Source organism: Luteimicrobium xylanilyticum (assembly GCF_009429125.1).
Lineage (GTDB): Bacteria > Actinomycetota > Actinomycetes > Actinomycetales > Cellulomonadaceae > Luteimicrobium > Luteimicrobium xylanilyticum.
The window spans coordinates 615,549-642,527 of record NZ_CP045529.1; the positions used below are offsets into that span (position 1 = coordinate 615,549).

Sequence of the window (26,979 nt, forward strand, 5' to 3'; positions counted from 1 at the left end):
GCGCCTGCCCCCACCCCGTCGCCGCGCTCACGGCCGTGCCGGCGACACCGAACCCCAGGTGACCGATGAGTGACGAAGCTCTTGACCCCGCCGGATCCGGCGGCCGCGCGGACTCCGCCGGCCGTGCCGGTGCCACCAGCCGAACGACCACGCGCCCTGTCGTTGCCCGCGACGACGTCGTGCTCGAAGCCGTCGGCCTGACCAAGCACTTCCCCCTCCGCGGGCTGCGCGCCTCGGGCGCGGTGCACGCGGTCGACGGGATCGACCTCGCGCTCCGCTCGGGCCAGGTGATCGCCCTCGTCGGCGAGTCGGGTTCGGGAAAGTCCACGGTCGCGCGCCTGCTCGCGCGGCTGTACCCCCAGACGGCCGGGACGATCCGGCTGCACGGGGAGGAGGTCACCGCCCGACGTGGGCGCGCGTTCCGTCGCTACGCCCGTCGCGTGCAGATGATCTTCCAGGACCCGTTCGCGTCGCTGAACCCCGTGCACACGGTGCGGTACACGCTGACGCGCGCCGTCAAGATCCACCAGAAGGGCCTGAGCGGCGACGAGCTGGAGAAGGCGCTGCGCGCCCTGCTGGAGCGCGTCCAGCTCAGCCCGGACCGGTTCATCGACAAGTTCCCGCACGAGCTGTCGGGCGGCCAGCGTCAGCGCGTCGCGATCGCGCGGGCGCTCGCGGCCGACCCGGAGGTGCTGCTCGCGGACGAGCCGATCTCGATGCTCGACGTGTCGATCCGGATCGGCATCCTCAACCTGCTGCAGGACCTGCGCGACCGCCTCGGCATCGCGATCCTCTACATCACGCACGACATCGCGTCGGCCCGGTACTTCGCCGACCGCACGTACGTCATGTACGCCGGCAAGCCGGTCGAGACCGGCGACTCGGAGTCCGTCACGCAGACCCCTGCCCACCCGTACACCCAGCTGCTCGTCCGGTCGGCGCCCGACCCCGAGGACCTCGTCAGCGAAGAGCGCTCCGGCGGTCGCGGCGAGCCGCCGAACATGGTCAACCCGCCCGAGGGGTGCCGGTTCAGCCCGCGCTGCCCCTTCGCGACCGACCTGTGCCGGACGACGACGCCGCCGCTGCTCCAGATCGGCGCCGGCCGCGAGGTGGCCTGCTGGGGTTACGCCTCGCGCGTCGAGGGTGGCACGGACGCGATCCCCGCGTCGGCCCAGCTCCCGCAGCTCGGCGCGGCCGCCGCGCCCGTGACCGCCGCCGCGACGACCACCCCGGAGGTGACCCGGTGAAGTTCCTGCTCCGCCGTCTCGGCTTCTACGTGCTGACGGCCTGGGCCGCAGTCACGCTCAACTTCTTCATCCCCCGCGTCATGAAGGGCGACCCCGTCCAGTCGCTCATCAACCGCTTCCAGGGCCAGATCGACCAGGACGCCGTCCACTCGCTCTACGTGCTCTTCGGGCTCGACAAGAAGCAGAGCCTGTGGCAGCAGTACGTCGACTACTGGAAGGAGATCCTGCACGGCAACCTCGGGATCTCGTTCGCGTTCTTCCCGACGCCGGTCTCGCAGGTCATCAAGGACTCGCTCCCGTGGACGGTGGCTCTCGTCGGGATGGCGACGATCATCGCCGTCGTCCTCGGGACCCTGATCGGGACGTACCTGGGCTGGCGCCGTGGCACCTGGGCCGACTCGATCCTGCCCGTCATGACGTTCTTCTCGTCGGTGCCCTACTTCTGGCTCGGCCTGCTGTTCATCGCGCTCCTCGCGGTGACGTTCCCGGTGTTCCCGGCCAGCAACGCCTACACGCCGGGCATGACGCCGTCGTTCAGCTTCGCGTTCCTTCAGTCGGTGGTCCAGCACGGGTTCCTCCCGGCCCTGACCATCGTGCTCTCGTCGGTGGCCGGCTGGATCCTCGGCATGCGCAACATGATGGTGACGGTGGGCTCGGAGGACTACGTCACCGTCGCGCAGGCCAAGGGCCTGCCCGAGCGGCGCGTGATGTACGGCTACGCGGCGCGCAACGCCGTCCTGCCGCAGGTCTCGAGCTTCGCGCTGTCCCTCGGCTTCGTGGTCTCCGGCTCGCTCGTGATGGAGCTCGTGTTCTCCTACCCCGGCATCGGTGCGCAGCTCTTCGCCGCCATCGGCGCCAAGGACTACCCGCTCATGCAGGGGATCTTCCTCGTCATCACGGTGGCCGTGCTCCTGGCGAACATCCTCGCCGACGTGGTCTACGTGTTCCTCGATCCGCGCACCCGTCAGGAGGGCTGACGATGTCGAACCTGCCCATCGATCCCGCGGCCGCCGTCCCCGTCGACACCGAGAGCCTCGTCGAGAGCGCGGTCGAAGGTCCGTCGACGGACCCGGCGCACCGCAAGAAGAAGAAGTTCGTCTTCGTCCGCAACGCCAAGTCGATCACGGGCCTCGTGATCCTCGCGGTGTTCGTCGTGCTGGCGATCATCGGTCCGTGGATCGCGCCGCACAACCCCAACGACGTGAGCCTCGACCTGCTCGCGCCGCCGTCGGGCTCGCACTGGCTCGGCACCGACCACCTCGGCCGGGACGTGTTCTCGCAGCTGCTGGTCGGGACCCGGTCGGTCATGATCGTCGGCCTGGTGACGGGTGTCGGGGCGACGCTGCTCGCCGTGCTCATCGGGGTCAGCGCCGGCTTCCTCGGGGGCATCCCCGACGAGGTGCTGTCCGCCCTCGCGAACATCTTCCTCGTCCTCCCCGCGCTGCCGCTCATCATCATCATCGCGAGCCAGATGGACAACGCGGGGAGCATGGTGATCGCTCTCGTCCTCGCGGCCACCGGCTGGGCCTGGGGCGCACGCGTCCTGAGAGCGCAGACGCTGTCGCTGAGGGGGCGTGACTTCATCGAGGCGGCGCGCGCGACCGGCGAGTCGACGGGCCGGATCGTGTGGTTCGAGACGCTCCCCAACCTCACCGCGATCATCGCCTCGAGCTTCGTCTCGACGGTCACGTTCGCGGTCCTGTCCCAGACCACCCTCGCGTTCATCGGGGTGACGTCCATCTCCGACTGGAGCTGGGGCACCGTCCTGTACTGGGCGCAGGCGAACCAGGCCCTGTCCCGTGGCGCGTGGTGGTGGTTCGTCCCCGCCGGCCTGCTCGTTGCGGTCCTCGGCATGGCCCTCACGCTCATCAACTTCGGCATCGACGAGTTCGTCAACCCCCGGCTGCGGCTCGCGGGCATGTCGGCCCGCGAGATGCGTCGAAGCGGCATCCGTCCCCGGATCGGCTTCACCGCCCGTGTGCGGAACCTGCCGCGCACGTACGCGCACCCGACCCCGGTCGTGTCCGCCGGCGTGCGGTCGTCGGGCGAGCCGGTCGCCACCACGTCAGACGAGCCGAAGGAGACCGTCCGATGACCCCGCCCAGCACGCAGGTCCTGACGGACGGGCGCTCCGCCCGCTCGTCCGACCGTCGGCCGATCCTCGAGATCCGCGACCTCGCCGTCGACTACGGCTACGGCGAGGACCGGGTGCACGCCCTGCGCGGCGTGAACCTCACGCTGCACGAGGGCGAGGTGCTCGGGCTCGCCGGAGAGTCGGGCTGCGGCAAGTCGACGCTCGTCTACGGTGCGACGCGTCTGCTGCCCCCGCCCGGGCTCATCAGCGCCGGCGAGGTGCTCTACCACACGGAGGACGGCGAGACGGTGGACCTGCTCCGCCTGTCCGACGCCGACCTGCGGGCCGGCCGGTGGCAGGACATCGCCGTCGTCTTCCAGGGCGCGATGAACTCGCTCAACCCGGTCTACCGGATCGGCCGCCAGCTCACGGACGCGATCAAGGCCCACCGCCCCGGCTCGACGCCCCGCGAGCGCGAGGAGCGGGCGCGCGAGCTGCTCGACATGGTCGGCATCGCACCCGAGCGCATCCGCTCCTACCCGCACCAGCTCTCCGGCGGCATGCGCCAACGCGTCATGATCGCGATGGCGCTGGCACTCGAGCCGCGCGTGCTCATCATGGACGAGCCCACGACGGCGCTCGACGTCGTCATGCAGCGCCAGATCCTCGAGCAGATCCAGGACCTGCGCGACCGCCTCGGCTTCGCCGTCATCTTCATCACCCACGACGTGTCGCTGCTCGTGGAGGTCGCGGACCGCATCGCGATCATGTACGCGGGCGAGATCGTCGAGGAGGCGAGCGGCAAGCAGGTCTACAAGGAGCCGCGGCACCCGTACTCGTACGGGCTGCTCCACTCCTTCCCCCCGTTGCACGGGCCCCGCCGCGAGCTGCAGGGCATCCCCGGCTCGCCGCCGGACCTGCAGAACCTGCCCAGCGGGTGCCCGTTCAGGACCCGCTGCGCGCACGCCATGCCGGAGTGCGCCGAGATCCACCCCGAGCTCGGCCCGACGGCGCTCGGCGAGGAGCGCCGGACCGTCGCGTGCCTGCTCCACACGCCGGGACACACGGTGCCTGCCGAGCTCGCGGAGCACGCGACCGGGCGTTGACCGACGGGCGACGACCGGTCCTGCAACCGCGGGGCCGGTCGTCGTCCACGTTCCGGCGCCGGAAACTCACGAAGATCCTCACGAACGTGGCCTACGGTGATCGGGTGACGATGCAGGCTTCCGCCGACCACCGGGCCACCTCCGAGGGCGTCCCGGCCACGGCCGTGCCCGCTTCCCGGCCCGGCGACGGCGCCGACGCGGGCCCCGGGTCCTGGGTCACCGCCGGCAGCGCGCCGGACTGGCTGCGCCGCGCGACCGCGCTCGCGCTGGCGGTCGCGTCGTCGGTGGGCGTGTGGGTGCTGTGGGACCTGTTCGTGAACAGCGCCCGCGGCCAGCGCGTCGACGAGCTCGCCCGCCGCGGCGCGACCTACGGGCAGGGCCACCTGTGGCGGCTCGCGGAGCCCGTCCTCGACGTCGTCTCCGTGAGCTTCGTCGCGCTCGGCATCGTCGTCGCGATGGCTGTCGCGCTGCTGCGACGCCGCTGGTGGCTCGCGCTGCAGGTCGCCGTCCTCGTCGGCGGCGCGAACCTCACGACCCAGGTGCTCAAGGCCGACGTCTTCACCCGTCCGCACCTCGCCGAGGGCTGGACCGGCGCGAACACCCTGCCCAGCGGGCACACCACGGTGGCCGCGTCGGTGTCGGTCGCGCTGCTGCTGGTCGTCCCGCGCGGCGCGCGCCCGCTCGTCGCCCTCCTGGGCGGCGCGTACACCGCGGCCACCGGCGTCTCCACCCTGGTGGGCCAGTGGCACCGGCCCAGCGACGTCGTCGCCGGCCTGCTCGTCGTGTCGGCGTGGACCGGGCTGGTCTGCGCGTTCACGTCCCGGTCCTCGCTCGACGTCCCGCGGCTCGACCGGTCGGGTGCGCCGCGCCGCAGCCCGGGCTCCTACGTGGCCGCGATCGTCCTGGTCGGCGCGGCCGGGCTCTCGGGAGCGATCGCCCTGAGCGCCCTGCACGACGTCGACGCCGCGGTCCGCGCGATGGCCGGGGCCCTGTGGTCGGTCCGGCGGTCCACCGAGGTGACTGCGTATATTGGTGGCGCGTTCGGCGTGCTCGCGGCGACCTCGCTGGTCTTCGCGCTGATCCTCGCCGTGCGCCAGCTCACCGCGACCACGTCGCGCCCCGTGCCGGCGGCGGCCGCGGTACCCCACCCGGTCCGGCACGCTGCCGCGTGATCCCACGCCCCGTCCGCCGGTCTCAACGGAAGCAGGAAGCATGCCCGGATCCCGCAAGCTCGTGATCGTCGAGTCGCCGACGAAGGCCCGCAAGATCGCGGGCTACCTCGGCGACGGCTTCGACGTGGAGGCGAGCGTCGGGCACATCCGTGACCTGCCGCAGCCGTCCGAGCTGCCCGCGGACATGAAGAAGGGCCCCTTCGGGAAGTTCGCCGTCGACGTCGAGCACGGGTTCGAGCCGTACTACGAGGTCTACCCGGACAAGAAGAAGAAGGTCTCCGAGCTCAGGAAGATGCTCAAGTCGGCCGACGAGCTCTATCTCGCGACCGACGAGGACCGCGAGGGGGAGGCCATCGCCTGGCACCTCCTCGAGGAGCTCAAGCCCAAGGTGCCGGTCAAGCGCATGGTCTTCCACGAGATCACGCCCGAGGCGATCCGCCGCGCGCTCGACACCACGCGCGACCTCGACGAGAACCTCGTCGACGCGCAGGAGACTCGCCGCATCCTCGACCGCCTCTACGGCTACGAGGTCTCGCCCGTGCTGTGGCGCAAGGTCCGCCAGGGGCTGTCCGCGGGCCGCGTCCAGTCCGTCGCGACGCGGCTCGTCGTCGAGCGTGAGCGTGAGCGCATGGCGTTCGTGCCCGCCGCGTACTGGGACCTCACGGGGGCCTTCGCGCCCGACGACGGCCCAGACGCGGGCCAGCGGTTCACCGCCCGGCTGGTCCAGCTCGGCGAGGCGCGCGTCGCCACCGGTCGGGACTTCGACGACCGCGGGCAGCTCACCGCCGCGGCGGCGCGCGACCGTGTCGTCACGCTCGACGAGCCGGCCGCCGACGCGCTCGTCGCCGGGCTCGACGACGTCCCGTTCGCGGTCCGGTCGCTCGAGACCAAGCCGTACACGCGCCGTCCGACCGCGCCGTTCACCACCTCGACGCTGCAGCAGGAGGCCGGGCGCAAGCTGCGCTGGTCGTCGCGGCAGACGATGCGCGTCGCACAGTCGCTGTACGAGAACGGCTACATCACGTACATGCGTACGGACTCCCCGGCGCTGTCCGCCGAGGCGACCGACGCCGCGCGTCGGCAGGCCGCCGAGCTGTACGGCCCCGAGTACGTGCCCGCGTCGCCGCGCTCGTACGCGTCGAAGTCGAAGGGCGCCCAGGAGGCGCACGAGGCCATCCGTCCCGCGGGTGACTCGTTTCGCACGCCCGCGCAGGTCGCATCCGAGCTGCGCGGGGATGAGTTCCGCCTCTACGAGCTGGTCTGGAAGCGCACCGTCGCCTCGCAGATGGCCGACGCGAAGGGCTCGACGGCGTCGCTGCGGATCGCCGGGACCGTCGGCGCGGCGGGTGCGGCGCACGCGGGCACGGACGCCGTGTTCGCGGCGTCGGGCACCGTCATCACGTTCCGCGGGTTCCTCGCCGCCTACGAGGAGGGCACGGACGAGTCCGAGGGGGGTGACGCACGCTCGGCCTCGACCGATGATGCCCGCCTGCCGCGCGTGGCCGAGGGCGACGCCCTCAGCGGCAGCGACCTCGAGGCCGCCGGCCACAGCACCTCGGCGCCCGCGCGCTACACCGAGGCCAGCCTGGTGAAGAAGCTCGAGGAGCTCGGCATCGGCCGGCCGTCGACCTACGCGTCCACGATCTCCACCATCCAGGACCGCGGGTACATCACGACGCGCGGCCAGGCGCTCGTCCCGAGCTGGATCGCGTTCGCCGTCGTCCGGCTCCTCGAGGAGCACTTCGGCGAGCTCATCGACTACCGGTTCACCGCCACCATGGAGGAGGACCTCGACGAGATCGCCGCCGGCGAGCGGGACCGCGTCGCGTGGCTCACCGAGTTCTACTTCGGCGGTGACGCCGCCGCGGACCCGGGGCTCAAGGAGCTCGTCGACAACCTCGGCGAGATCGACGCGCGCGGCATCAACTCGATCGACATCGGTGAAGGCCTGCAGGTCCGCATCGGCCGCTACGGGCCGTACGTCGAGGACAACGGGGCGCCGGTCAAGGAGGGCGAGAACCCGCCCCGCGCCTCCATCCCCGATGACGTCGCCCCCGACGAGCTGACCGTCGACAAGGCCCGCGAGCTCCTCGCCGCAGGCGCCGACGACGGCCGTGAGCTCGGCATCGACCCCGCCAGCGGGCACACGATCATCGCCAAGGCCGGGCGCTATGGGCCCTACGTCACCGAGGTCCTGCCGCAGCCGACGTTCGACCCCGGGCTGTCCGCCGCCGCGCTCAAGAAGGCCAAGGCCGCGCTGCCCAAGCCGCGCACGGGCTCGCTCCTGAAGTCCCAGGACCTCGGCACCATCACCCTCGACGAGGCCCTCGCGCTGCTGTCCCTGCCGCGCGTCGTCGGGACGGACCCCGAGAGCGGCACCGAGATCACCGCCCAGAACGGCCGGTACGGGCCCTACCTCAAGAAGGGCACCGACTCGCGGACCCTGCCCAGCGAGGAGGCGATCTTCACCGTCACCCTCGAGGAGGCCCTCGCGATCTACGCGCAGCCCAAGCGCGGCCGCGGCGCCACCGCCGCCCCGCCGCTGCGCGAGCTCGGCGACGACCCCGTGTCCGGCAAGCCGATCGTCGTCAAGGACGGGCGCTTCGGGCCCTACGTGACCGACGGGACGACGAACGCGACGCTCCGCAAGGACGACGCCGTCGAGGCCATCACCCCCGAGCGGGCGCAGGAGCTGCTGGCGGAGAAGAGGGCGAAGGGGCCGGCCAAGAAGCCGGCGCGCCGCACGTCGTCGCGTTCGACCGCGAAGGCCAAGTAAGGGCGACCCCGACCTCGCTGCACCGGGTCACCGTTCCTCGGCGTGCGCACTGCCCGCGTCGAGGGTTCGCCGCTTCGGGTTCCGTTGGTGAGGAGCGCGGCAAGACCCGCGTGGTCGGTTCCCGCGAGGTATACCGGCGGCCGTACTACTTCGCGAGGTATACCGGCGGCCGTACTACTTCGGGGTGGGGCCCGGGCGGGCACGCGCGGATAACCTGAGGGCATGAGCACCGACGACGTCGTCCTGGCCGCGCAGGAAGCCGCGGCCGACGCGGGCCTCGCCCCCGACCCGAGGTCCGCGCCCCCGGTGCGCTGGGGCATCCTCGGCGCCGGCGGCATCTCCGGCTCGTTCGCGGAGGCCGTGCGCCGCTTCACCAGCGGGAGCGTCACCGCCGTCGGGTCGCGGGACCGGCGCAAGGCCGAGGCGTTCGCCGCCGCGCACGAGATCGGCCGCGCGCACGGCAGCTACGAGGACCTCGTCGAGGACGAGCACGTCGACGTCGTGTACGTCGGCACGCCGCACTCCCATCACCGCGAGCACGCGCTCCTCGCCCTCGCCGCCGGCAAGCCCGTGCTCGTCGAGAAGGCGTTCACCCGCTCGCACGCGGAGGCCTGCGACGTGCTCGACGCCGCCCGCTCGGCCGGCCTGTTCGTGATGGAGGCCATGTGGACGCGGTTCCTCCCGCACGTCGCCGGCATCCACCGCGCGATCGCGGCGGGCGAGATCGGCGAGGTCCGCACGGTCCTCGGCGACTACGGGCACGCGTTTCCGCACGACCCTGAGCACCGCCTCTACAACCCGCACCTCGCGGGCGGCGCCCTCCTCGACGTCGGCGTGTACCCCGTGTCGTTCGCGCACGACGTCCTCGGGACCCCGGTCCGTGTGGACGCCGTCGGCGCGCTGACGGACACGGGCGTGGACGGGCAGAGCGTCGTCGGGCTCGACTTCGGCGACGGGCGGTTCGCGTCCGTGCAGTCGTCGCTGTGGGTGCACACGCCCCAGACGGTCCGCATCTGCGGCACCGACGGCTACATCGCCGCGGACCCGTGGACGTTCGGCGGCGGCGGGTTCACCGTCGTGCAGGACGGCGACGAGCGCCGCTACGACGGCTTCCGTGGTGAGGGCAAGCAGTACCAGGCCGCCGAGGTCGCGCGCTGCCTCGACGCGGGGCTGCTCGAGAGTGAGCGCATGCCGTGGCAGGCGACGCTCGACGTCATGCGGACGCTCGACGAGGTCCGCCGCCAGGTCGGCGTCGTCTACCCGGGCGAGTGACACCGGACGAACCGGGACGGCCCGTGGTGGTGCCCCCCGATAGGGTGGCGCCCGTGGACGGGCCGGGCATCTTCATCTCCTTCGAGGGCGGCGACGGCGTCGGCAAGTCGACGCAGGCGCGCCTCCTCGGCGCATGGCTGGGCGAGGTGACCGGCCGCGACGTCGTGCAGACCCGGGAGCCCGGGGGGACGCCGCTCGGCCAGGTGCTGCGCGACGCCGTCCTGCACGGCGACCACGTCGACCCGCGCGCCGAGGCCCTCATGTACGCCGCTGACCGCGCCCACCACGTCGCGACCCTCGTGCGGCCCGCGCTCGAGCGCGGAGCCGTCGTCGTCACGGACCGGTACCTCGACTCGTCGGTCGCCTACCAGGGCGCAGGGCGCGAGCTCGCCCCCGACGAGGTCGAGCGGATCTCCCTCTGGGCGACGCGCGGCCTGCTGCCCGACGTGACCGTCCTGCTCGACGCCGACCCCGTGCTCGCTGCCGAGCGCCGCGCCTCCGTCGAGGGAAAGGGCGCCCTCGACCGCCTCGAGTCGGTGGGCGCCGAGTTCGCGACCCGCGTCCGCGAGGCCTTCCTGGACCGGGCCACGGCCGAGCCCGACCGGTGGGTCGTCGTCGACGCGACGGGCACCGTCGACGACGTCCAGTCGCAGGTCCGCGTCGACGTCGCCGCCCGCCTCGGGCTGGGGGCGGACCAGGTGGCACGGGGCCGGGGGAACGTGTCATGAGCGTGTGGGACGACCTCGTCGGCCAGGAGGCCGCGGTCGCCGTCCTCCGGGGCGCGGTCGCGGACCCGGGCGCCATGACGCACGCCTGGCTGCTCACGGGGCCGCCCGGCTCGGGGCGCTCCAACGCAGCCCGTGCGTTCGCCGCCGCGCTGCTGTGCCCGCGCGGCGGGTGCGGCGAGTGCCACGAGTGCACGACGGCGCTCGCGGGCACCCACGCGGACGTCGAGGTCGTCGCGACGGAGGCGACGATCCTGCGCCGCCAGGACGTCGAGCCGCTCGTCCAGCTCGCGCAGCGGTCGCCGTCGGGTGGACGGTGGCGCGTCATCGTCATCGAGGACGCGGACCGCCTCAACGAGACGTCCGGCAACGTGCTGCTCAAGGCCATCGAGGAGCCGCCGCCCCGCACGGTCTGGGTGCTGTGCGCGCCGAGCCCCCAGGACGTCCTCGTGACGATCCGGTCGCGCTCGAGGTCCGTGGTCCTGCGGGTCCCGCCCGTGGACGCCGTGGCGCGGCTCCTCGTCGAGCGGGACGGCGTCGAGCCCGAGCTCGCGGACGCGGTCGCGCACGCGTCCCAGTCGCACATCGGGCTGGCCCGGCGCCTGGCCCGCGACCCCGAGGCCCGCGCCCGACGGCGCGAGGTCCTGGACCTCGCCCGGCGCATCCGCGGGGTGCCCGACGCCGTCCTCGCGGCCGGGAACCTCGTCGAGGTCGCGCAGGCCGAGGCCAAGGCGTCGACGGAGGAGCGCGACGCCGACGAGAAGTCGCGGCTCTACCGGGCGCTCGGCGCCGAGGAGGGCAAGCCGTTGCCGCCTGCGCTCCGCTCGCAGCTCAAGAGCCTCGAGGAGGAGCAGAAGCGTCGCGCGACCCGGGCGCAGCGCGACGTCCTCGACCGCGCGATGACGGACCTGCTGTCGCTGTACCGGGACGTGCTCCTGGTGCAGCTCGGCGCGGCGGACGGGGCGTCCGGCGGTCCGGGGATCGACCTGGTGAACGTCGAGCTCGCCGACGCCGTCCGCACGCTCGCGGCGGACTCCACGCCCGAGCAGACGCTCCGCCGGATGGACGCGATCGGGACGGCGCGGGAGCGGCTCGCGGCGAACGTCGCGCCGCTGCTCGCGGTCGAGGCGATGGCCGTGGCGCTGCGCCCGCAGGGCTGACGACGCGACGACACCGGCCACCAGCGGGAACGGTCAGGAGCGGCCGGTACGGTGTCCCGGTGACCCGTGCTCGCCGAGTCCTCGCTCGCCCTTCCCGCGCCCCGCGCCCCTCCTCAGCCCGCACCGCCGTCCTCGCGCGCCGTCGTCGGGCGCCCCTGGTCGTGGCGGCAGCCGTCGTGGCGCTCGTGACCGCGCTGAGCGGGTGCACGTCCGGCTCCGACGACGACGGGAGCCCGACCGTCACGTCCGGCACCGCGGACACGGCGAGCGCCCCGAAGGGCTTCGAGTCGTACTACGGCCAGAAGGTCTCGTGGTCGAAGTGCGGCGACGGTTTCCGGTGCGCGACGCTCAAGGCGCCGGTCTCGTGGCAGGACGCGTCGTCGGGCGACATCGACCTGGCGATCAAGGTCCACACCGCGACCGGCAAGCGGGTCGGCGCGCTCCTCACCAACCCGGGCGGGCCGGGCGCGTCGGGCCTCGACTTCATGGACTCCGTCCCCGGCCTGTTCGGCTCGGACGTCCTCAAGGCGTACGACGTCGTCGGGTTCGACCCGCGCGGTGTCGGGAAGTCCACGCCCGTCGTGTGCTTGGACGACAAGGAGAAGGACGCGCAGCTCTCCGCCTGGTACCCGGAGACCGCAGCGGGCCTCGCCGCGAGCGAGAAGGCGGCCACCGCCTGGGCGGACGCGTGCAAGGCCAACACCGGGCCGGTCCTCGCGCACGTCGACACCCAGTCCGCCGCCCGTGACATGGACCTGATCCGCGCGGTGCTGGGGGAGAAGAAGCTCGACTACCTGGGCTTCTCGTACGGCACCCAGCTCGGTGCGACGTACGCGGGGATCTTCCCGGACAAGGTCGGTCGGATGGTGCTCGACGGCGCGATCGACACGACGCTGTCGTCCGACGAGATGGGGCTCGAGCAGGCCGTCGGTTTCGAGGACGCGCTGCGCTCCTACGTGAAGGACTGCGAGTCGGGCAAGGGCTGCCCCCTGACGGGTGGTGTCGACCACGGGATGGAGCAGATCCACGACCTGTTCCTGCAGACCGAGCACCAGCCCCTGCGGACCGACGACGCGGACCGGCCGCTCACCGCGACGCTCGCGTTCTACGGTGTCGCCGTCACGCTCTACAGCCAGGACTCGTGGCAGTACCTGACGTCCGCGCTGTCCGAGGCGATGACCAAGGGGGCGGGGACGCAGCTCCTCGCGCTCGCCGACTTCTACAACGACCGCAACGCCGACGGCACGTTCTCGACGAACTCCGCCGAGGCGTTCCGCGCCGTCGGATGCCTCGACGACCCGGGCTCGAGCGACCTCGCGACGATGCGGAGCCTGGCGGCCAAGATCGAGGAGCAGGCGCCCACCGTGGGGTCGTTCTTCGCGTACGGCGGGCTGAGCTGCAAGCCGTGGCCGTACCCGCAGGTCGCCCAGGACTTCGACGTGCACGCCAAGGGTGCGGCGCCGATCGTCGTCGTCGGGACCACGGGTGACCCGGCCACCCCGTACCGCTGGGCGCAGGGCCTCGCGAAGACCCTCGACTCGGGCGTCCTGCTCACGTACGAGGGCGAGGGGCACACGGCGTACAGCGCGCAGCACACGTGCATCGCGAAGGCGGTCGGGAACTACCTCGTGCACGGCGACGTCCCGGCCGACGGCACCACCTGCTCGTGACGTCCGGCGTCGCTTTGGAGTCTCGGGCTCCGGCCCGCTAGAGTAGGGCGCGCGCTCGACAGCGTGTCCTCCGGGGCGTCGTCGACGGGCGCAGGCCGCCTTAGCTCAGTCGGTAGAGCGATTCACTCGTAATGAATAGGTCATCAGTTCGATTCTGATAGGCGGCTCCCTCGCAAGGCCCGGAACCTCGACGGTTCCGGGCCTTCGTCATTCCCTGGAAAGTGCGCGACAAGAACCGTGCCGGGTCGGATCATGGGCGAGTGAGGTCGCACAGGTCGTTCGCCGAGATCGTGGCCGAGGTCGTGTCCACGCCCGGTCCCGAGCGGGTCGTGCGTCCGGGCAGCTTCAACCGGGAGGGCGAGCTCTTCGACCCGGACGGCGGGCTGCTGGTGCGCCGGGGCCTCCTGACGGTCGGCGGGGCGCGTCACGAGGTCCGCCGGGGTGCGCGGCTGGCGTGGGAGGGCTGCGGCTGCGGAGGTTGGGCGGGCTGTGCACCCGTGTGGGTCGACGGACCCGCCGCTCGCTCGCTCGCCGCCGACGGCTCCCCTCGCCTGCGGTCGAGGCGAAATGGCGCACCGACCTGGATCGATCTCTGGCAGGGAGAGGCCGGGCCCGTCGTCTTCGCTCACGGAGAAGTCGAGTGGGGTGACGCGTTCGCCTGATCCTTCCCGCCGCGGGCGTGGTCCGAGGCTACGGTGAGGGCATGCGGGGCGGGTGGAGCAGGTCGGCGGCCGGGGCGATCGGCGCCGGTGTCCTCGCCGGTCTGCTCGGAGGCTGCTCCTCCTCGCCGACGCCGTCGACGCCACCGTCCACTCCGGTCCCGTCCTCGTCGCTCACGGTGCCGGGTGCGACGCCGGAGCCGACCTCGACGCTCGCCGCCGGCGCGCACTGGCGCGGCCTTCCTCCGTCCTTCGACGACCCCGGCACGGTCCGTGCCGCGGGCGTGGCGTGGACGAGCGACGACACGTTGCTCTACGTCGTCCTCTGGGGCTCGAGCACGTGTCCGCCCGTCGCGTCGCCGGCGACCCGGTCGGGCGACGCCTCGATCGCCGTCGTCACGGACACGGCCCGGTACCGCGGGAAGATCTGCACCGCGGACCTGGGGCCCGCGACGACCGTGGTGGCGCTGCCGGCCGGGGTCACGCCCGGAGCGGCGCTGTCCGTGCTCGTCGACGGGCACGGTCCGGCCCGGCTCCCGGCAGCCGCGGAGGGTGGCGCGCCGGTCTGGGTCGACGCGGGGTAGTCGAGCTCGGCACGGTGAGCGGTTCGCGGTCGTCCACAGGCCGACGTCCGGCCTTGCCCGCACGCTGTGGAAGCCCGCTATGGTGATCGCGCACCACCGATCCGAAAAGACGTGACATGTAACGACCGAGCGAGAGCGCAGGGAGGCGCCCGATGACGGGACGACGGACGATACGAATGATGGTGGCGGGACTGGCGGTCGCAGCGGCCGCGTTGGCGACGACCGGGGCGGCGAGCGGCGCCAGCCCGACGGCGCAGGCGGGCGACGTGTGCACCGTGTCCGCGGACACCGGTGAGCAGCAGTGCTTCGACACCTTCAGCGAGGCCCTCGAGTCGATCACGGGCGAGCAGGTCGCCGACCCCGGCGTCGACGCGGGGGACCGTACCGCGATCGCGCGCGTGGTCGAGGCGCACGACGCCCGCGCTCACGCGGCGTATCTCAACAGGGTCGCGGCGACCGCGCCGCGCCTCGCGGCGAGCGCGAGCCTGGCGACCGCGTCGACGCCCGCGAGCGCGTCGTTGTCGGCGTCCTCGAACCTGGTGCTCGGCGCGGTCTGGAAGAACAAGAACTGGACCGGCGGGTCGAAGGTGCTCTATGCCGCCAACGGGTCGGGCTGTTACGGCACCACGTACGGGTTCCCGCACACGAGCTCGTTCGGGATGAACGACACGATCAGCTCGGTCACGGCGTACTACAACTGCGCGACCACCCTGTACAAGGACGCCAACTACAAGGGCACCAACAGGACCTACCAGGTGGACACCGCGTACGTCGGTGACACGATGAACGACGAGGCGTCGTCGATCGTGTACCGCCCCAAGAGCTGACCTGCTCGCCCCCGGGCCGCGCCGTGGCCCGGGGTGCGGTGCACGCGACGACCGTGAGAGGGAGGTCCCATGCCCACACGTATCGCGCGCACCGCCTGGAACGGCGGGCTGCAGGACGGGTCCGGCCAGGTCGAGCTGAGCAGCTCGCACCTGGCGACGTTCGACGTGTCGTTCCCGGCACGCTCCGCGGACGACGCCGGTGGCGTCACGAGCCCCGAGGAGCTGATCGCCGCCGCGCACTCGGCGTGCTACGCCATGCAGCTCTCGGCGCTCATCGCCGAGGCCGGGGGAACCCCGCAGTCGCTCGAGGTCACGGCCGAGGTGTCGCTCGGGCCGGACCCGGCCGGCGGGTTCCGGATCCCGGGGATCGCGTTGCGTGTCGTCGGGGAGGTCGACGGCCTGGACGAGGCGGGCTTCCGCGAGGCTGCCGACGCCGCGAAGGCGTCGTGCCCGGTGTCGAAGGCGCTCACCGGGACCACGATCACCCTGGACGCGCGGCTCGAGAGCTGACGGGTCCGGGGCGCCTCGTGCCCCTGCCCGCCGCGGTCGTCAGAACTTGCGGCCGACGAGCGGCGGGCTCGGGAAGCCCCGGCCCCGGCCGACGGCGGCGGTCACCTCGCGCAGGGTGTCCGCCGTCGCGTGCCGGGGGGCCCAGCGCAGCACGGTCGCCGCGTGGCCGGCGTCGAGCACCGGGATGCCGAGGGCGAGGTCGAGCCAGTCGGGGGACAGCGGCGTCGCGTGCGCGCGCCACGCCACGGCGAGGGCGCCGCGCGCGACGCCCGGCGACACCTCCCGGAGCGACGACGCTCCCGTGGCGGCTGCGACGGCTTGCCCGTCGAGGACCTGTGGCGCCGCGACGTTGAACACGCCGGGATACCGGCCCTGCACGATCGACCGGTACGCGGTGGCGAGGTCGTCGGCGTGCACCGCCTGGAGCCGCATGCCGTGCACCCAGGGGAGGACCGGTGGGCGGTCGCGCCGGAGGAGCCGTGGCGGCAGGAGCCTGCCGAGGTAGCCGTGACCGAGCTCGGTCGCGGCGTCGGGGTGGAGGACGAGCGGTGTGCGGACCCGCGTCACCGTGATGCCCGCGTGGCTGCGCTCGAAGCGGTCGAGCTCGCGCTCGACGGCGAGCTTCTGGATGCTGTGCAGCGACCCGGGGATGCCGGTGCGCGCCCACTGCTCGTCGCGCGGGAGCGGGTCCGGCGCCGGCGCGTAGACCCCGGCGGACGATGCCACGACGACGTGCTGCGCGCCGCCCGCGGCCGCGGCGTCGAGCACGCGCCGGGTCCCGTCCACGTTGACCGCGTCGAGACGGTCGGCGTCGTGGCTCGGGGCGGTGGCCCACGCGAGGTGCACGACGACGTCCGCGTGGTTCAGCGCGGCGTGCAGCCGGTCCCGGCTCTCGGCGGAGTCGTCGCCGAGGTCGATGCGCACCCAGTCGGCTCGGTCGTGGGGGAACGCGACGGTGCTGGAGCCGTCGGTGCGCGGCACCCGGCTCGCGATCCCGACGAGCGACGTGACGACGGGCTCCTCGACGAGGGCGCGGAGCACCGCTGTCCCGACGTTTCCGCTGGCCCCGGTGATGGCGATGCGCACCCCTCAGTGGTACCCCGTCCGGCGCGAGGTGTCGACCTGACGCGCACGTGGGTCAGGGGAGGAGGCCGGCCAGGCTGTCGACGACGACCGCCTCGACGGTCTCGCGGTCGTGCCGGCCCGTCGCGAGCCAGCGGGCGAGCACTGCCTCGACGAACCCGACCCAGCCGGCGGCGAGGAGGTCCAGCCGGCCGCGGGCGCCGTCGTCGGGCGCGGGCAGGCTGCTCCCGGCGACACGCGTGAAGCGGGCGAACAGGTGGGCGCGGACCTCGTCGAGGCGGGCGGCCGTCGCGTCGTCGTCGCGGAGGGCCCCGGACCAGATGTCGGTCCAGAGCTGGCGTTCGGCGAGCACGGCGTCGAGGAGCGTGTGCACGACTGCGGCCCGCTGCGCGCCGAGCTGGGCCGAGCCGGTGGGGGGCACGTCGTCGAGGGCGGTGTCGAGGGCGTCGATCGCGATCGCGGCGACGGCCCGTCGCAGCTCGACGGTCGAGCCGAAGTAGTGGAAGACGAGCGCCTTGGACGCGTGGGCGGCGGCACCGACGTCGGCGGGGGTGACGGAGTCGAGGCCGCCGTCACGGGCCATGCGGTGCGCGGTGCGCAGGAGCTCGTCGCGACGGTCGTCGGCGGCGCGGCGCCGGGGTCTCGCTCGGCGGTCGGTCGTCACCTGGCTCCTCCTCGTCGTTGACCCTCGGTCAACAAGGGTAGTACCGTTGCTGTTGACCGATGGTCAACACTCATCCCGGGTGGCCCGTCCCGCGTACCGCTGGTGAAGTGGCACCCAGCTCTCGCACCGAGGTGGACGCATGCAGATCGTTCTCGACGGGGTCGCCGTGCAGGGTCGGCGCGACCCGATGCTCGCGCCGTTCTCCCTCACTTGGCGCACCGGCGAGGCCGTGCTCGTCGCCGCGGAGCCCGGGCACGGGCACACCGCGCTCGCCCTTGCTGCGACCGGCCGGCTCGTGCCGTCGTCGGGCACGGTCACGCTCGAGGACGCGCCGCCGGCCGACCCCCCGCTCACGCTCGCCGACGTCACCGCGGTCGTCGACGTGCCGGGCGTGTCCGAGCCCGTCGAGTCCATCCCGGTTCGCACGCACGTCGCCGAGGACCTCGCGCTCGCCCGACGACGCACCCTGCCCCGCGACGTCGCCGCCTGGATCGCGACGCACGGCCTGGACGACGTCGCCGGGCTGCGCGTCGACCAGCTCGACGCCCTGACCCGCACGAGGATGCTCGTGGCGCTCGCCGCCGAGCGGGCCGACGTCCACTTCCTCGTCCTCACGCTGCCCGACCGGCACGGCGGAGCGCCCGCCGGCTGGTGGGCCGTCGCCTGCGACGCCGCGGCCGCCGGGTACGGCGTGCTCGTCCAGTGCTCGCGCGCCTCGGCGCGGCTGCTGGGCGCCGAGATCCCGCCCGACGTGACCGTCGACCCGCGGACCGAGCCGCCGCTCGTCGCGCTGCGCCGGGCGTTCGCGGTCGCGGAGCCCGTGGCCCCCGAGGAGTCGCTCTCCGACGAGCCCGACGCCGACACCACCACCACCGACGACGACACCGAGGTCCTCCCGCCGCCCGCCGACCCGCAGAACCTGCCCGACGTCGTCGGGCCCGAGCCCCGACCTGAGCCGGGACCCGAACCCCGCACCGACGCCCCCGCCGAAGGAGCCGACCGATGACCGTGTTCCGACTCGGGTGGTCCGAGGTCCGCCGGAACCTGTCCGGCACGCTGCCGAAGCTTGCGATGATCGCGCTCGCCGTGATCCCGTCCCTGTACGCGGGGCTCTACCTGTTCGCGAACTTCGACCCCTACGGCCACCTGGACAAGGTCCCGGCGGCCGTCGTCGTGCAGGACGAGGGGACGGACGTCGATGTGAGCGCGGCCGGGACCGACGCCGCGGATCGGGAGACCGAGCACCACAACTACGGCGACGAGGTCGCGGACGAGCTCACGGACGACGGCGGCTTCGACTGGGTCCGCACGACCCAGGAAGACGCGGAGCGCGGGGTGCGGTCGGGCCGGTTCGACGCGGCGCTGATACTCGGCCCGACGTTCTCCGCGGACCTCGCCTCGCCGTCGACGCAGGACCCGCGCCAGGCGAGCCTGACCCTCGTCACGAACGACGCCAACAACTACCTGGCGCGCACCATCGCGGACACGATCGTCGGCCAGGTCCGCGACACGCTCGCGCAGAAGGTCGGGACGCAGGCCGCGGACACGTTCCTGCAGGGCTTCGCGTCGATCCACACCAACCTCGCGGACGCCGTCACCGGGGCCGACAAGCTCGTCGACGGCGCGAAGAAGCTCGACACGGGCGCCGCGTCGCTCGACTCGGGTGCCGCCACCCTCGCGACGGGCGCGAGCGACGCCGCCGACGGCGCGCGGCAAGTCTCCGACGGGGCCGCGTCCACGCACGCGGGGGCGACGCAGCTCGCCTCGGGCGCGCAGGCCCTGTCCGACGGCGCGTCGCAGCTCGCGTCGCAGACGCCGGCCCTCGCGTCCGGGGCGACGAAGGTCGCGTCCGGCGCCTCCGACCTCGCGGACGGTGCCGGGACGCTCGCGGGCGGCCTCGACACGCTGCGGTCCAAGACCGCCGACCTGCCGACGCAGGCGTCGAAGCTCGCCGACGGCGCGCAGCAGGTCGCGGACGGCAACGCCCGGCTCTCCGACGTCGCCGACCAGGTGAAGGACGCCGCCGACTCGGCCGTGGACGGGCTCGACGACGCCCGCGCGACGATCTCCGACCAGCTCGACGACCTCGTCGACCAGGGCGTCCTCACGCGCGCCCAGGCCGACGACGTCCTCGCCCGGCTCGACGACGCGGGACAGTCCGTGCGCGACGGCGTCGGCGACCTCGACACGCAGGTCGGCAAGGTCGACCAGCTCGCGAAGGGCGCTCAGCAGGTCGCCGACGGTGCGTCCACGCTCGCGTCGAGCACGCCCGCGCTCACGCAGGGCATCGCGAAGGCGGCGTCGGGCGCGGACGACCTGGCGGACGGCGCGACGACGCTGCACACCGGGGCCTCGTCGCTCGCTTCCGGCGCCCAGAAGGCGTCGGACGGAGCTGGACGGCTCGCGTCAGGCGCGAAGGAGCTGGACACGGGGGCCGCGTCGCTCGCGTCAGGCACGTCGACCCTCGCGTCCGGCGCGTCGTCGCTCGCCACGGGGACCGCGAAGGTCGCCGACGGCGCAGGCGACCTCGCCGACGGCGCCCACACCCTCCACACGGGCGCGGGCTCGCTCGTCGACGGCACCCAGCAGCTCGCCGACGGCCTGCGACAGGGCCTCGGCCAGGTCCCGAACCTCAGCGACGACCAGCGCGAGGCCACCGCCTCGACGATCGCCAACCCGGTGCAGGTCGTGTCGCAGCAGCTCTCCAAGGCGGGCAGCTACGGCGCCGGTCTCGCGCCGTTCTTCCTGTCCCTCGCGGCGTGGATCGGCGCGTACGTCACGTTCCTCATCGTCAAGCCCCTGTCCAAGCGGGCGCTCGCGGTGGGGCGGAGCGCCCTGCGCACCACGCTCGGCGGGCTCTTCACGCCCGCGCTCCTCGCGATCGTCCAGGTCGTCGTCATGCTGTCCGTCACGGCGCTCGCCGTCGGCGTGCACGTCGAGCACGTGCTCCTCACCGGGCTGTTCCTCGCGCTCGTCGCGATCACGTTCGCCGCGATCCTGCAGACCCTCAACGTCTACCTCGGCACCGCCGGCCAGTTCCTCGGGCTCGTGCTCATGCTGACCCAGCTCGTCACGGCCGGCGGCACGTTCCCGTGGCAGACGATCCCCGAACCGCTCCGCACGTTCCACCGCTTCCTGCCCATGAGCTACTCCGTCGAGGGGCTCCGACAGCTCCTGTTCGGCGGGAACATGGGCACCGTCTGGCGGGACGTCGCCGTGATCGTCGGCTTCCTCGTCGTCGCCGTCGGGCTCACGACGTGGGCGGCGCGCCGCCAACGCGTCTGGCGGGCGCTCCAGCTCGAGCCCGAGCTCGTCTTGTGAGGGCGATGTTTCGGCCCGCCGGGCAAGATCGAGGGTCCTGGCGCCAACGGCAAGTCATGGTGAGCCACTTGTGTCCTGAATTGCTTGCCTTTGAGTCCGCCATGTGCGAATCTAGACGCCGAGTTGCGACTGCCTGTCTCGGAAATGCGAGACTGGTGGTTTGTGTGCGGGTATTAGTCCAAGGTGGGAAGAGGGTTTCACGTGGCGCGAATTGGCCTTCGTTCTGCAGCAGTCTCGCTGGCGCTGGCGCTGGCAATGGTGTCGATGTCGGTAGCCAGTTCGTCCGCAGAACCGGATGGCGAACAGTTCCCTGGCACGCTCGCTAGTGAGATTCCGTCCGATCTTCCTCCGGGCCAGTTCGTTCCGTATGACGGACTTTCTGTCGTACCGATGCTCACGTCCGCACCGATCACTGCGGGAAGTTGCAAGTACAATCAGAGCGTCGACAACGTTCACGTCTCCGTCCAGGCGTCGGTCCACGGTTGGTGGGGCAAGGTCGGTGGCACTTGCCCCACGAAGGCAAAAGTGACGGTCTATAGTCAGGCGTACTATTGTGGTCTCGCTTGCGGATGGGTGACAGTTTCCGTAAATAGTCGGACGGTCAAGGAGGGGACTTCTAAGAGGGCAAACGCCCGCGTTGTCTGCGCAGGCAAGAAGCTCGTCGGATGGCAGGGGTTTGTTGACGTCGACCTGGTTGGCGTCAATGATCCCAAGGGTTACACCTACGGCACAAAGACGAATATTTTCTGCGAGCCCGCATGGTAATGTGGATGTCCGTCATGGCCGCAATCAAAGCTGCTGTGATTATGAGTGCAATCCCGGTGGCGTAGCCATGTCTCGAGTAGTCGCAGTGGGCGGGATTTGTGATCTCAACACTCGCAGTGGAAATCTGCTGTCGTTCCTCGTGGACGAGTTTGTGGAGTTGGATACCGGGGAAACGGTTCTGCTGTATCGAGGGGATCGCGGATTTTCAACCGAGATATTCGGGTCTGATTCGGGCATAGAGGTCTCACTGGAAGAAATCGTCCTGCGGGATGCCCTCATGGCCGTCCTGCCGGACGAGATGGACCTCGATGCAGGTGAGGCGCATGCATGGCGCGCGCTGTCAGCGCGTGCGCAGGCGCGCGGTGCGATGGTCGCGCCGGAAGATCTGAGACAGCTGCCGTACGTGATGAAACTCACGGAACGTGCGCGGGCGGCTGTGATGGGCGCGGGCTGATGGTGCGGCCGAACGTGTGCGCACCTGCCTCTATTCAATTGACAATGTCAGGACGTGGCTAGCCGAGACGATGAGCGCCAGCACCGACAGCGCCAGCATGCCCAGGCAGTTGACCCAGAACGCGGACGTGAGGAACCGTGCGCGCACGTGCGAGGCGGCCGCGACGAGGAAGTAGAGGACCGCTCCGGCGCTCGCGGCGACGGCCAGCCCGGGCGTGCTCAGCCCGACGAGCAGGCCGGCGACGGCGGCGAGCTTGATGACGATCAAGACCCACCACCAGTCGCGCGGGAACCCGACGCCGGTGAGGCAGTCGCGGATGAACGCGGGCGGCCGGAGCGACATCAGCGCGTCGGAGAGGAGCGCCGCCGCGAGCAGGACGGCGGGCCACCACACGTCGGGGGCGTGGTTCATGCGTGTGCTCCGGGGGTCGGGTGGCTGTGGGCCACGAAGGTGACGACGTCGCGCAGCGCCTCGCGGGCGGCGTCGGCGTTCGGGGTCCCCCCGCCGGCCCAGGCGAAGAGCGAGCCGAGGTACGCGAGGTAGATCGTCCGGGCAGCGGCGGCCGGGTCCGACGGGTGGTCGGGCGAGTGCTCCAGCGCGGCCTGGATCCGGGCGAGGAACCCCGGCACGAGATCGCCGAACACCCCGCCCGGGTGCCGCCCGGACATGAGGATCGCGCCGTACTCGCGCGCGAGGTCGAGGTGGGTCGCGAAGAGGCTGAGGAACGGGTCGACGACGGCGAGCACGGCGTCGGTGACGTCGTCCGGCCGGGCGTCGCGCGAGCCCGCGTCGGGCGCGGGTCGTGGGGCGTCCTGGAGCTCGCCGATGAGGGCGTCGAAGGTGGCGACGAGCAGCGCGTCCTTGTCGCCGACGGTCATGACCGTCCCGACGCTGACCCCGGCGGCGGCGGCGACGTCGCGGACGGTCGTCGCCCGGTAGCCCCGTTCGAGGAACAGCCGTGAGGCCGCGGCGACGACGCGTGCATGAGTCTCGGCGCGCATCTCCTGGCGGGTGGGCACCATGCGGGCTCCATTCGATGAACATGTTCAATGAACACGTTCACCATAGGTCCGAGCTCATGAAGAGGCAAGATCTCGCTCGGACACCGGTGGAGCGTCACCCCCGGCGAGCGGAGCGTCACCCTCGGCGTCCGTAGGCTGTCCCCGTGCCCGACGACGCCCCCTCCGACACCCCGCGGCGCGACCTCGTGGCGGCCGCCACCGGGCCCGCGGCGACCCCTGCGGGAGGCGCGCCGCGCTTCGCGACCGCACCGCCGTCGTCGGTCCTGCTGCCCGGAGACCCGCCCGGGCGCCTGCGCGCGCTCGTCCCCGAGGACTGGCGGCTCGAGCAGGCGCTCTCCCGCACGCCGGACGTGCCGCGGTGGACCTACTACCCACCCGACCTGTCCGACGACGACGCCCGCCGCCGCGTCGACCGCTCGCTCGAGCGGGCACAGGACGGGGTCGCGTACCGGTACGCGGTCGTCGGCCCGGACGGCCAGGTCGTGGGGTCTGCCGGCACGACCGTCCCCGAGGGCGTGCCCGAGATCTTCTACGCGCTGCTCCCTGCAGGGCGCGGGCGGGGGCTCGCGACGCGCACGGTCGTGGCGCTCGCCGACTGGGCGCTGGCAACGGGGCACGACGAGGTCCGGCTCTACACGCTCGAGGGCAACGCGGCGAGCGAGGCGGTGGCGCGGCGTGCCGGGTTCGTGGCGGGTGAGACACGGACGACGACGGCTCGCGGCGGCGTCGTCGAGACCACGACCCGCTGGGTGCGCGCGGCCGGATCCTGAGCGCGCGAGAAGCGCACGCGGGCTCGGTGTCAGAATCGACGCGTGACCGTCGACCTCCCTCAGCGCCCGTCCCCGACCGATCCCAGCTCGAGCGCCACGCGGTCCCTGTCCTCCGAACGTGCCCGTGACGAGCTGGCGACGGCGCTGCGACGCGCGCTCGGCGTCCCGCACGAGGCCAAGCGGCAGAAGGGCCCCGGGGGGCTCGTCGTCGACACGTCGTCGCTGCGCCGGGCGGAGTACTCGACGGACGCCTCGAACTACCGGGTCGTGCCCGACGTCGTGGTGCTGCCGCGGTCCGTCGACGAGGCCCAGGCGGTCCTCGAGGTCGCGCGCGAGCACGCCGTCCCCGTGACGTCGCGCGGCGCGGGGACGAGCTGCGCGGGCAACTCGGTCGGTCCCGGGATCGTGATCGACTTCAGCCGGCACGTGAACGCGGTCCTCGACGTCGACCCCGAGACGCGGACCGCGCGGATCGAGCCGGGCGTCGTGATGTCGACGCTGCAGAAGGCCGCGGCGCCGCACGGCCTGCGCTTCGGGCCCGACCCGTCGACCCAGAATCGCGCGACCCTCGGCGGCATGATCGGGAACAACGCGTGCGGCCCGCACGCGGTCGCGTACGGGCGGACGGCGGACAACGTCGTCGAGCTCGACGTCGTCGACGGCCGCGGGCACCGCTTCACCGCGGGCGCGGGCGACCCGACGTTCGGCGCGATCCCCGGCCTCGCCGACCTCGTCCGGTCCAACCTCGCGCTGGTCCGCACCGAGCTCGGCCGGTTCGGGCGCCAGGTCTCGGGCTACTCGCTCGAGCACCTGCTGCCCGAGCGCGGTTCGGACCTCGCCAAGATGCTCGTCGGGACCGAGGGGACGCTCGTCACGGTCCTCGGCGCGACCGTGAACCTCGTGCCCGTCGCGGGCGCGCCGACGCTCGTCGTGCTCGGCTACCCCGACATGGCCGAGGCCGCCGACGCCGTCCCCGCGCTCCTCGAGCACCACCCGCTCGCGATCGAGGGCCTCGACGCGCGGCTCGTCGACGTCGTCCGGCGAGCCAAGGGTGCCGACACCGTCCCGGCGCTGCCCCCGGGCGGCGGCTGGCTCATGGTCGAGGTCGGCGGTGCGACGGCGGACGCGGCGATGGCCCGGGCGCTCGAGATCGTCGCCGCGTCGGGCACGAGCGCGACCCGCATCATCCCCGCCGGCCCCGAGGCGAGCGCGATGTGGCAGATCCGCGCCGACGGCGCCGGGCTCGCGGGGCGCACCCCCGCGGGCGAGCAGGCGTGGCCCGGCTGGGAGGACTCGGCCGTCCCGCCCGCCCAGCTCGGCGCGTACCTGCGCGACCTGGAGGCGCTGATGGCCCAGTACGGCGTCGACGGCTTGCCCTACGGCCACTTCGGCGACGGCTGCGTGCACCTGCGCCTCGACATCCCGCTCGAGACCTCGGGCTCGGTGCTGCGGACCTTCATGACCGACGCCGCGATGCTCGTCGCGAAGTACGGCGGCTCGCTGTCGGGCGAGCACGGCGACGGCCGCGCGCGCTCGGAGCTGCTCCCCGTCATGTACTCACCGAGCGCGATCACCGCGTTCGAGGGCGTCAAGGCGCTCTTCGACCCGCGCGACCTGCTGAACCCTGGTGTGCTGGTCCGGCCCAACCCGCTCGACGTCGACCTCCGCCGCCCGCAGGCCGCGCCGGTGCTCGCCAAGCCCAAGGCGTACCGCGAGCCCATCGGGTTCGCGTTCCCGCACGACCACGGTGACTTCACGCAGGCCGTGCACCGCTGCGTCGGCGTCGGCAAGTGCCGGGCCGACACGTCGGCGTCGGGCGGGTTCATGTGCCCGTCGTACCTCGCGACGAAGGACGAGAAGGACGTCACCCGCGGCCGCGCGCGCGTCCTGCAGGAGATGATCAACGGCTCGCTCGTCACCGGCGGCTGGCGCGCGCCCGAGGTGCACGACGCCCTCGACCTGTGCCTGTCGTGCAAGGCGTGCTCGTCGGACTGCCCGGCCGGCGTCGACATGGCGCAGTACAAGTCCGAGGTGCTGCACCGCGCGTACAAGAACCGGGTCCGCCCGGTCACGCACTACGTGCTCGGCTGGCTGCCGCGGTGGCTCCGGGTGGTCAACGTGGCACCCCGCCTCGTCAACAGGGTGCTGGGGAACCGCGCGATCGCGAAGGCCGTGCTGTGGTCCGGCGGGATGGACCCGCGCCGCCAGATGCTGCCGTTCGCGGAGATCCCGTTCCGCACCTGGTACCGCCGCGGGGGGCGACGAACGGCGTCCCCGTCGAGGTCGCGTCCGAGCGCCGCGTGCCCGACGCGCGGTCCGGCGGCGCGCGCACCGACGCGCCCGAGCGTCCGCGCGTCGTGCTGTGGGCCGACTCGTTCAGCGACGGCCTCTCGCCCGAGGTGCCGCAGGCGGCGCTGAAGGTCCTCGACGCAGCCGGGTACGACGTCGTGGTACCGGGGCAGGACGCGTGCTGCGGCCTCACCTGGATCACCACGGGCCAGCTCGACGGCGCCCGCAAGCGACTGGAGAACCTGCTCCAGGTGCTCGGGCCGTTCGCGGTCAACGGGCTGCCGATCGTCGGGCTCGAGCCGTCGTGCACGGCCGTGCTGCGCTCCGACCTGCTCGACCTGTTCCCCGACGACCCGCGTGCCCAGGCCGTCGCCGCCGCGACGCGCACGCTCGCGGAGCTGCTCACCGACCCCGTGACCGCGCCCGACGCCGAGTCCGGCTGGAAGGTCCCCGACCTGTCCGACGTGACGGCCGTCGTCCAGCCGCACTGCCACCAGCACTCGGTGATGGGGTTCCAGGCGGACGAGCGCCTGCTGCGCGAGGGCGGCGCGGACATCCAGGTGCTCGCCGGGTGCTGCGGGCTCGCCGGCAACTGGGGCATGGAGAAGGGCCACTACGAGACGTCGGTCGCGGTGGCAGAGCGGGCCCTGCTGCCAGCGCTGCGCGACCTGCCGTCCCGCGGGTCCGACGACGGCGAGCGCGTCTACCTGGCCGACGGGTTCTCGTGCCGCACGCAGGCGTCCGACCTCGCGGACGTGCAGGGCAAGGCGCTCGCGCAGCTCCTCGCCGACCGGCTCTAGGCCCCGGCACGCGCACGACGTCGCCCGAG

Annotated in this window: 25 protein-coding genes and 1 tRNA gene; 22 read left to right on the forward strand and 4 right to left on the reverse strand. The window is 72.8% G+C overall.

The window, feature by feature from the left end; genetic code table 11:
- The first annotated feature begins 179 nt into the window (after nucleotides 1-179).
- The 15 genes from KDY119_RS02670 to KDY119_RS02740 all read left to right on the forward strand — a co-directional run bounded on the left by KDY119_RS02670 (nucleotide 180) and on the right by KDY119_RS02740 (nucleotide 15,782).
- Nucleotides 180-1,247 carry an ABC transporter ATP-binding protein gene (locus tag KDY119_RS02670; RefSeq protein WP_227994493.1) on the forward strand — a complete coding sequence of 356 codons (1,068 nt, stop codon included), beginning with the start codon at nucleotides 180-182 and terminating at the stop codon, nucleotides 1,245-1,247.
- On the forward strand, nucleotides 1,244-2,224 hold the full coding sequence (locus KDY119_RS02675) for an ABC transporter permease (RefSeq protein ID WP_036953690.1): 981 nt from the start codon (nucleotides 1,244-1,246) through the stop codon (nucleotides 2,222-2,224). Before KDY119_RS02670 ends, KDY119_RS02675 begins: the two co-directional genes overlap by 4 nt.
- A 2-nt stretch (nucleotides 2,225-2,226) precedes the next feature.
- Nucleotides 2,227-3,342 carry an ABC transporter permease gene (locus tag KDY119_RS02680; RefSeq protein ID WP_153021901.1) on the forward strand — a complete coding sequence of 372 codons (1,116 nt, stop codon included), beginning with the start codon at nucleotides 2,227-2,229 and terminating at the stop codon, nucleotides 3,340-3,342.
- On the forward strand, nucleotides 3,339-4,427 hold the full coding sequence (locus KDY119_RS02685; RefSeq protein WP_051136835.1) for an ABC transporter ATP-binding protein: 1,089 nt from the start codon (nucleotides 3,339-3,341) through the stop codon (nucleotides 4,425-4,427). The genes KDY119_RS02680 and KDY119_RS02685 overlap by 4 nt, the downstream gene beginning before the upstream one ends.
- 110 nt (nucleotides 4,428-4,537) lie before the next feature.
- Nucleotides 4,538-5,599, forward strand: coding sequence for a phosphatase PAP2 family protein (locus KDY119_RS02690; RefSeq protein WP_153022660.1), 1,062 nt, complete (start codon nucleotides 4,538-4,540; stop codon nucleotides 5,597-5,599).
- A gap of 40 nt (nucleotides 5,600-5,639) precedes the next feature.
- Nucleotides 5,640-8,375 carry a type I DNA topoisomerase gene (gene topA, locus KDY119_RS02695; protein ID WP_036953684.1) on the forward strand — a complete coding sequence of 912 codons (2,736 nt, stop codon included), beginning with the start codon at nucleotides 5,640-5,642 and terminating at the stop codon, nucleotides 8,373-8,375.
- 222 nt (nucleotides 8,376-8,597) lie between these two features.
- The gene (locus KDY119_RS02700) at nucleotides 8,598-9,647 is read left to right on the forward strand and encodes a Gfo/Idh/MocA family protein (protein ID WP_153021902.1); all 1,050 of its coding nucleotides are present in this window, start codon (nucleotides 8,598-8,600) and stop codon (nucleotides 9,645-9,647) included.
- Nucleotides 9,648-9,700: 53 nt separating this feature from the next.
- Nucleotides 9,701-10,375 carry a dTMP kinase gene (gene tmk, locus KDY119_RS02705; RefSeq protein ID WP_083891134.1) on the forward strand — a complete coding sequence of 225 codons (675 nt, stop codon included), beginning with the start codon at nucleotides 9,701-9,703 and terminating at the stop codon, nucleotides 10,373-10,375.
- Nucleotides 10,372-11,532, forward strand: a complete 1,161-nt coding sequence (locus tag KDY119_RS02710; RefSeq protein WP_153021903.1) for a DNA polymerase III subunit delta' — start codon at nucleotides 10,372-10,374, stop codon at nucleotides 11,530-11,532. The genes tmk and KDY119_RS02710 overlap by 4 nt, the downstream gene beginning before the upstream one ends.
- Before the next feature lie 59 nt (nucleotides 11,533-11,591).
- A complete protein-coding gene (locus tag KDY119_RS02715) occupies nucleotides 11,592-13,202 on the forward strand; it encodes an alpha/beta hydrolase (protein WP_083891080.1) in 1,611 nt (536 codons plus the stop codon).
- 94 nt (nucleotides 13,203-13,296) lie between these two features.
- Nucleotides 13,297-13,369 (forward strand) — tRNA-Thr (locus KDY119_RS02720).
- A 93-nt stretch (nucleotides 13,370-13,462) separates the two neighbouring features.
- On the forward strand, nucleotides 13,463-13,864 hold the full coding sequence (locus KDY119_RS02725) for a hypothetical protein (RefSeq protein WP_036953672.1): 402 nt from the start codon (nucleotides 13,463-13,465) through the stop codon (nucleotides 13,862-13,864).
- Nucleotides 13,865-13,905: 41 nt separating this feature from the next.
- Nucleotides 13,906-14,445, forward strand: a complete 540-nt coding sequence (locus tag KDY119_RS02730; RefSeq protein WP_153021904.1) for a hypothetical protein — start codon at nucleotides 13,906-13,908, stop codon at nucleotides 14,443-14,445.
- Between the two features lie 179 nt (nucleotides 14,446-14,624).
- Entirely contained in the window at nucleotides 14,625-15,272 is a 648-nt protein-coding gene (locus tag KDY119_RS02735) for a hypothetical protein (protein ID WP_148284271.1), read from the forward strand.
- Nucleotides 15,273-15,341: 69 nt separating this feature from the next.
- The gene (locus KDY119_RS02740) at nucleotides 15,342-15,782 is read left to right on the forward strand and encodes an OsmC family peroxiredoxin (RefSeq protein WP_036953661.1); all 441 of its coding nucleotides are present in this window, start codon (nucleotides 15,342-15,344) and stop codon (nucleotides 15,780-15,782) included.
- A gap of 39 nt (nucleotides 15,783-15,821) precedes the next feature.
- Here KDY119_RS02740 and KDY119_RS02745 read toward each other — a convergent pair whose 3' ends face one another.
- The gene (locus tag KDY119_RS02745) at nucleotides 15,822-16,868 is read right to left on the reverse strand and encodes an NAD-dependent epimerase/dehydratase family protein (protein WP_153021905.1); all 1,047 of its coding nucleotides are present in this window, start codon (nucleotides 16,866-16,868) and stop codon (nucleotides 15,822-15,824) included.
- Nucleotides 16,869-16,920: 52 nt separating this feature from the next.
- Nucleotides 16,921-17,529 (reverse strand): TetR/AcrR family transcriptional regulator, encoded by a 609-nt coding sequence (locus KDY119_RS02750; RefSeq protein WP_051136832.1) that lies wholly within the window; start codon nucleotides 17,527-17,529, stop codon nucleotides 16,921-16,923.
- A 139-nt stretch (nucleotides 17,530-17,668) separates the two neighbouring features.
- On the opposite strand from KDY119_RS02750, the gene KDY119_RS02755 reads away from it, so the two are divergent.
- From KDY119_RS02755 to KDY119_RS02770, 4 genes are all read left to right on the forward strand, one after another.
- Nucleotides 17,669-18,535: a hypothetical protein gene (locus KDY119_RS02755; RefSeq protein ID WP_194174323.1), complete on the forward strand. Its 867-nt coding sequence runs from the start codon at nucleotides 17,669-17,671 to the stop codon at nucleotides 18,533-18,535.
- Nucleotides 18,532-20,850 carry a YhgE/Pip domain-containing protein gene (locus tag KDY119_RS02760; protein ID WP_153021906.1) on the forward strand — a complete coding sequence of 773 codons (2,319 nt, stop codon included), beginning with the start codon at nucleotides 18,532-18,534 and terminating at the stop codon, nucleotides 20,848-20,850. Before KDY119_RS02755 ends, KDY119_RS02760 begins: the two co-directional genes overlap by 4 nt.
- 201 nt (nucleotides 20,851-21,051) lie before the next feature.
- Nucleotides 21,052-21,615 carry a hypothetical protein gene (locus KDY119_RS02765; protein ID WP_148284270.1) on the forward strand — a complete coding sequence of 188 codons (564 nt, stop codon included), beginning with the start codon at nucleotides 21,052-21,054 and terminating at the stop codon, nucleotides 21,613-21,615.
- A 139-nt stretch (nucleotides 21,616-21,754) separates the two neighbouring features.
- Nucleotides 21,755-22,069 (forward strand): hypothetical protein, encoded by a 315-nt coding sequence (locus KDY119_RS02770; protein ID WP_051136831.1) that lies wholly within the window; start codon nucleotides 21,755-21,757, stop codon nucleotides 22,067-22,069.
- Between the two features lie 30 nt (nucleotides 22,070-22,099).
- Here the strand turns inward: KDY119_RS02770 and KDY119_RS02775 are convergent, their stop codons facing one another.
- Nucleotides 22,100-22,480, reverse strand: coding sequence for a DoxX family protein (locus KDY119_RS02775; RefSeq protein ID WP_153021907.1), 381 nt, complete (start codon nucleotides 22,478-22,480; stop codon nucleotides 22,100-22,102).
- Nucleotides 22,477-23,091, reverse strand: coding sequence for a TetR/AcrR family transcriptional regulator (locus KDY119_RS02780; RefSeq protein WP_051136830.1), 615 nt, complete (start codon nucleotides 23,089-23,091; stop codon nucleotides 22,477-22,479). The genes KDY119_RS02775 and KDY119_RS02780 overlap by 4 nt, the downstream gene beginning before the upstream one ends.
- A 143-nt stretch (nucleotides 23,092-23,234) precedes the next feature.
- On the opposite strand from KDY119_RS02780, the gene KDY119_RS02785 reads away from it, so the two are divergent.
- The 3 genes from KDY119_RS02785 to KDY119_RS19330 are packed head-to-tail and all read left to right on the forward strand — an operon-like array spanning nucleotide 23,235 to nucleotide 26,950.
- Nucleotides 23,235-23,861: a GNAT family N-acetyltransferase gene (locus KDY119_RS02785; protein ID WP_153021908.1), complete on the forward strand. Its 627-nt coding sequence runs from the start codon at nucleotides 23,235-23,237 to the stop codon at nucleotides 23,859-23,861.
- 42 nt (nucleotides 23,862-23,903) lie between these two features.
- On the forward strand, nucleotides 23,904-26,279 hold the full coding sequence (locus KDY119_RS02790; RefSeq protein ID WP_322619631.1) for an FAD-binding and (Fe-S)-binding domain-containing protein: 2,376 nt from the start codon (nucleotides 23,904-23,906) through the stop codon (nucleotides 26,277-26,279).
- On the forward strand, nucleotides 26,162-26,950 hold the full coding sequence (locus KDY119_RS19330; protein ID WP_322619632.1) for a (Fe-S)-binding protein: 789 nt from the start codon (nucleotides 26,162-26,164) through the stop codon (nucleotides 26,948-26,950). Before KDY119_RS02790 ends, KDY119_RS19330 begins: the two co-directional genes overlap by 118 nt.
- Nucleotides 26,951-26,979: the final 29 nt, after the last annotated feature.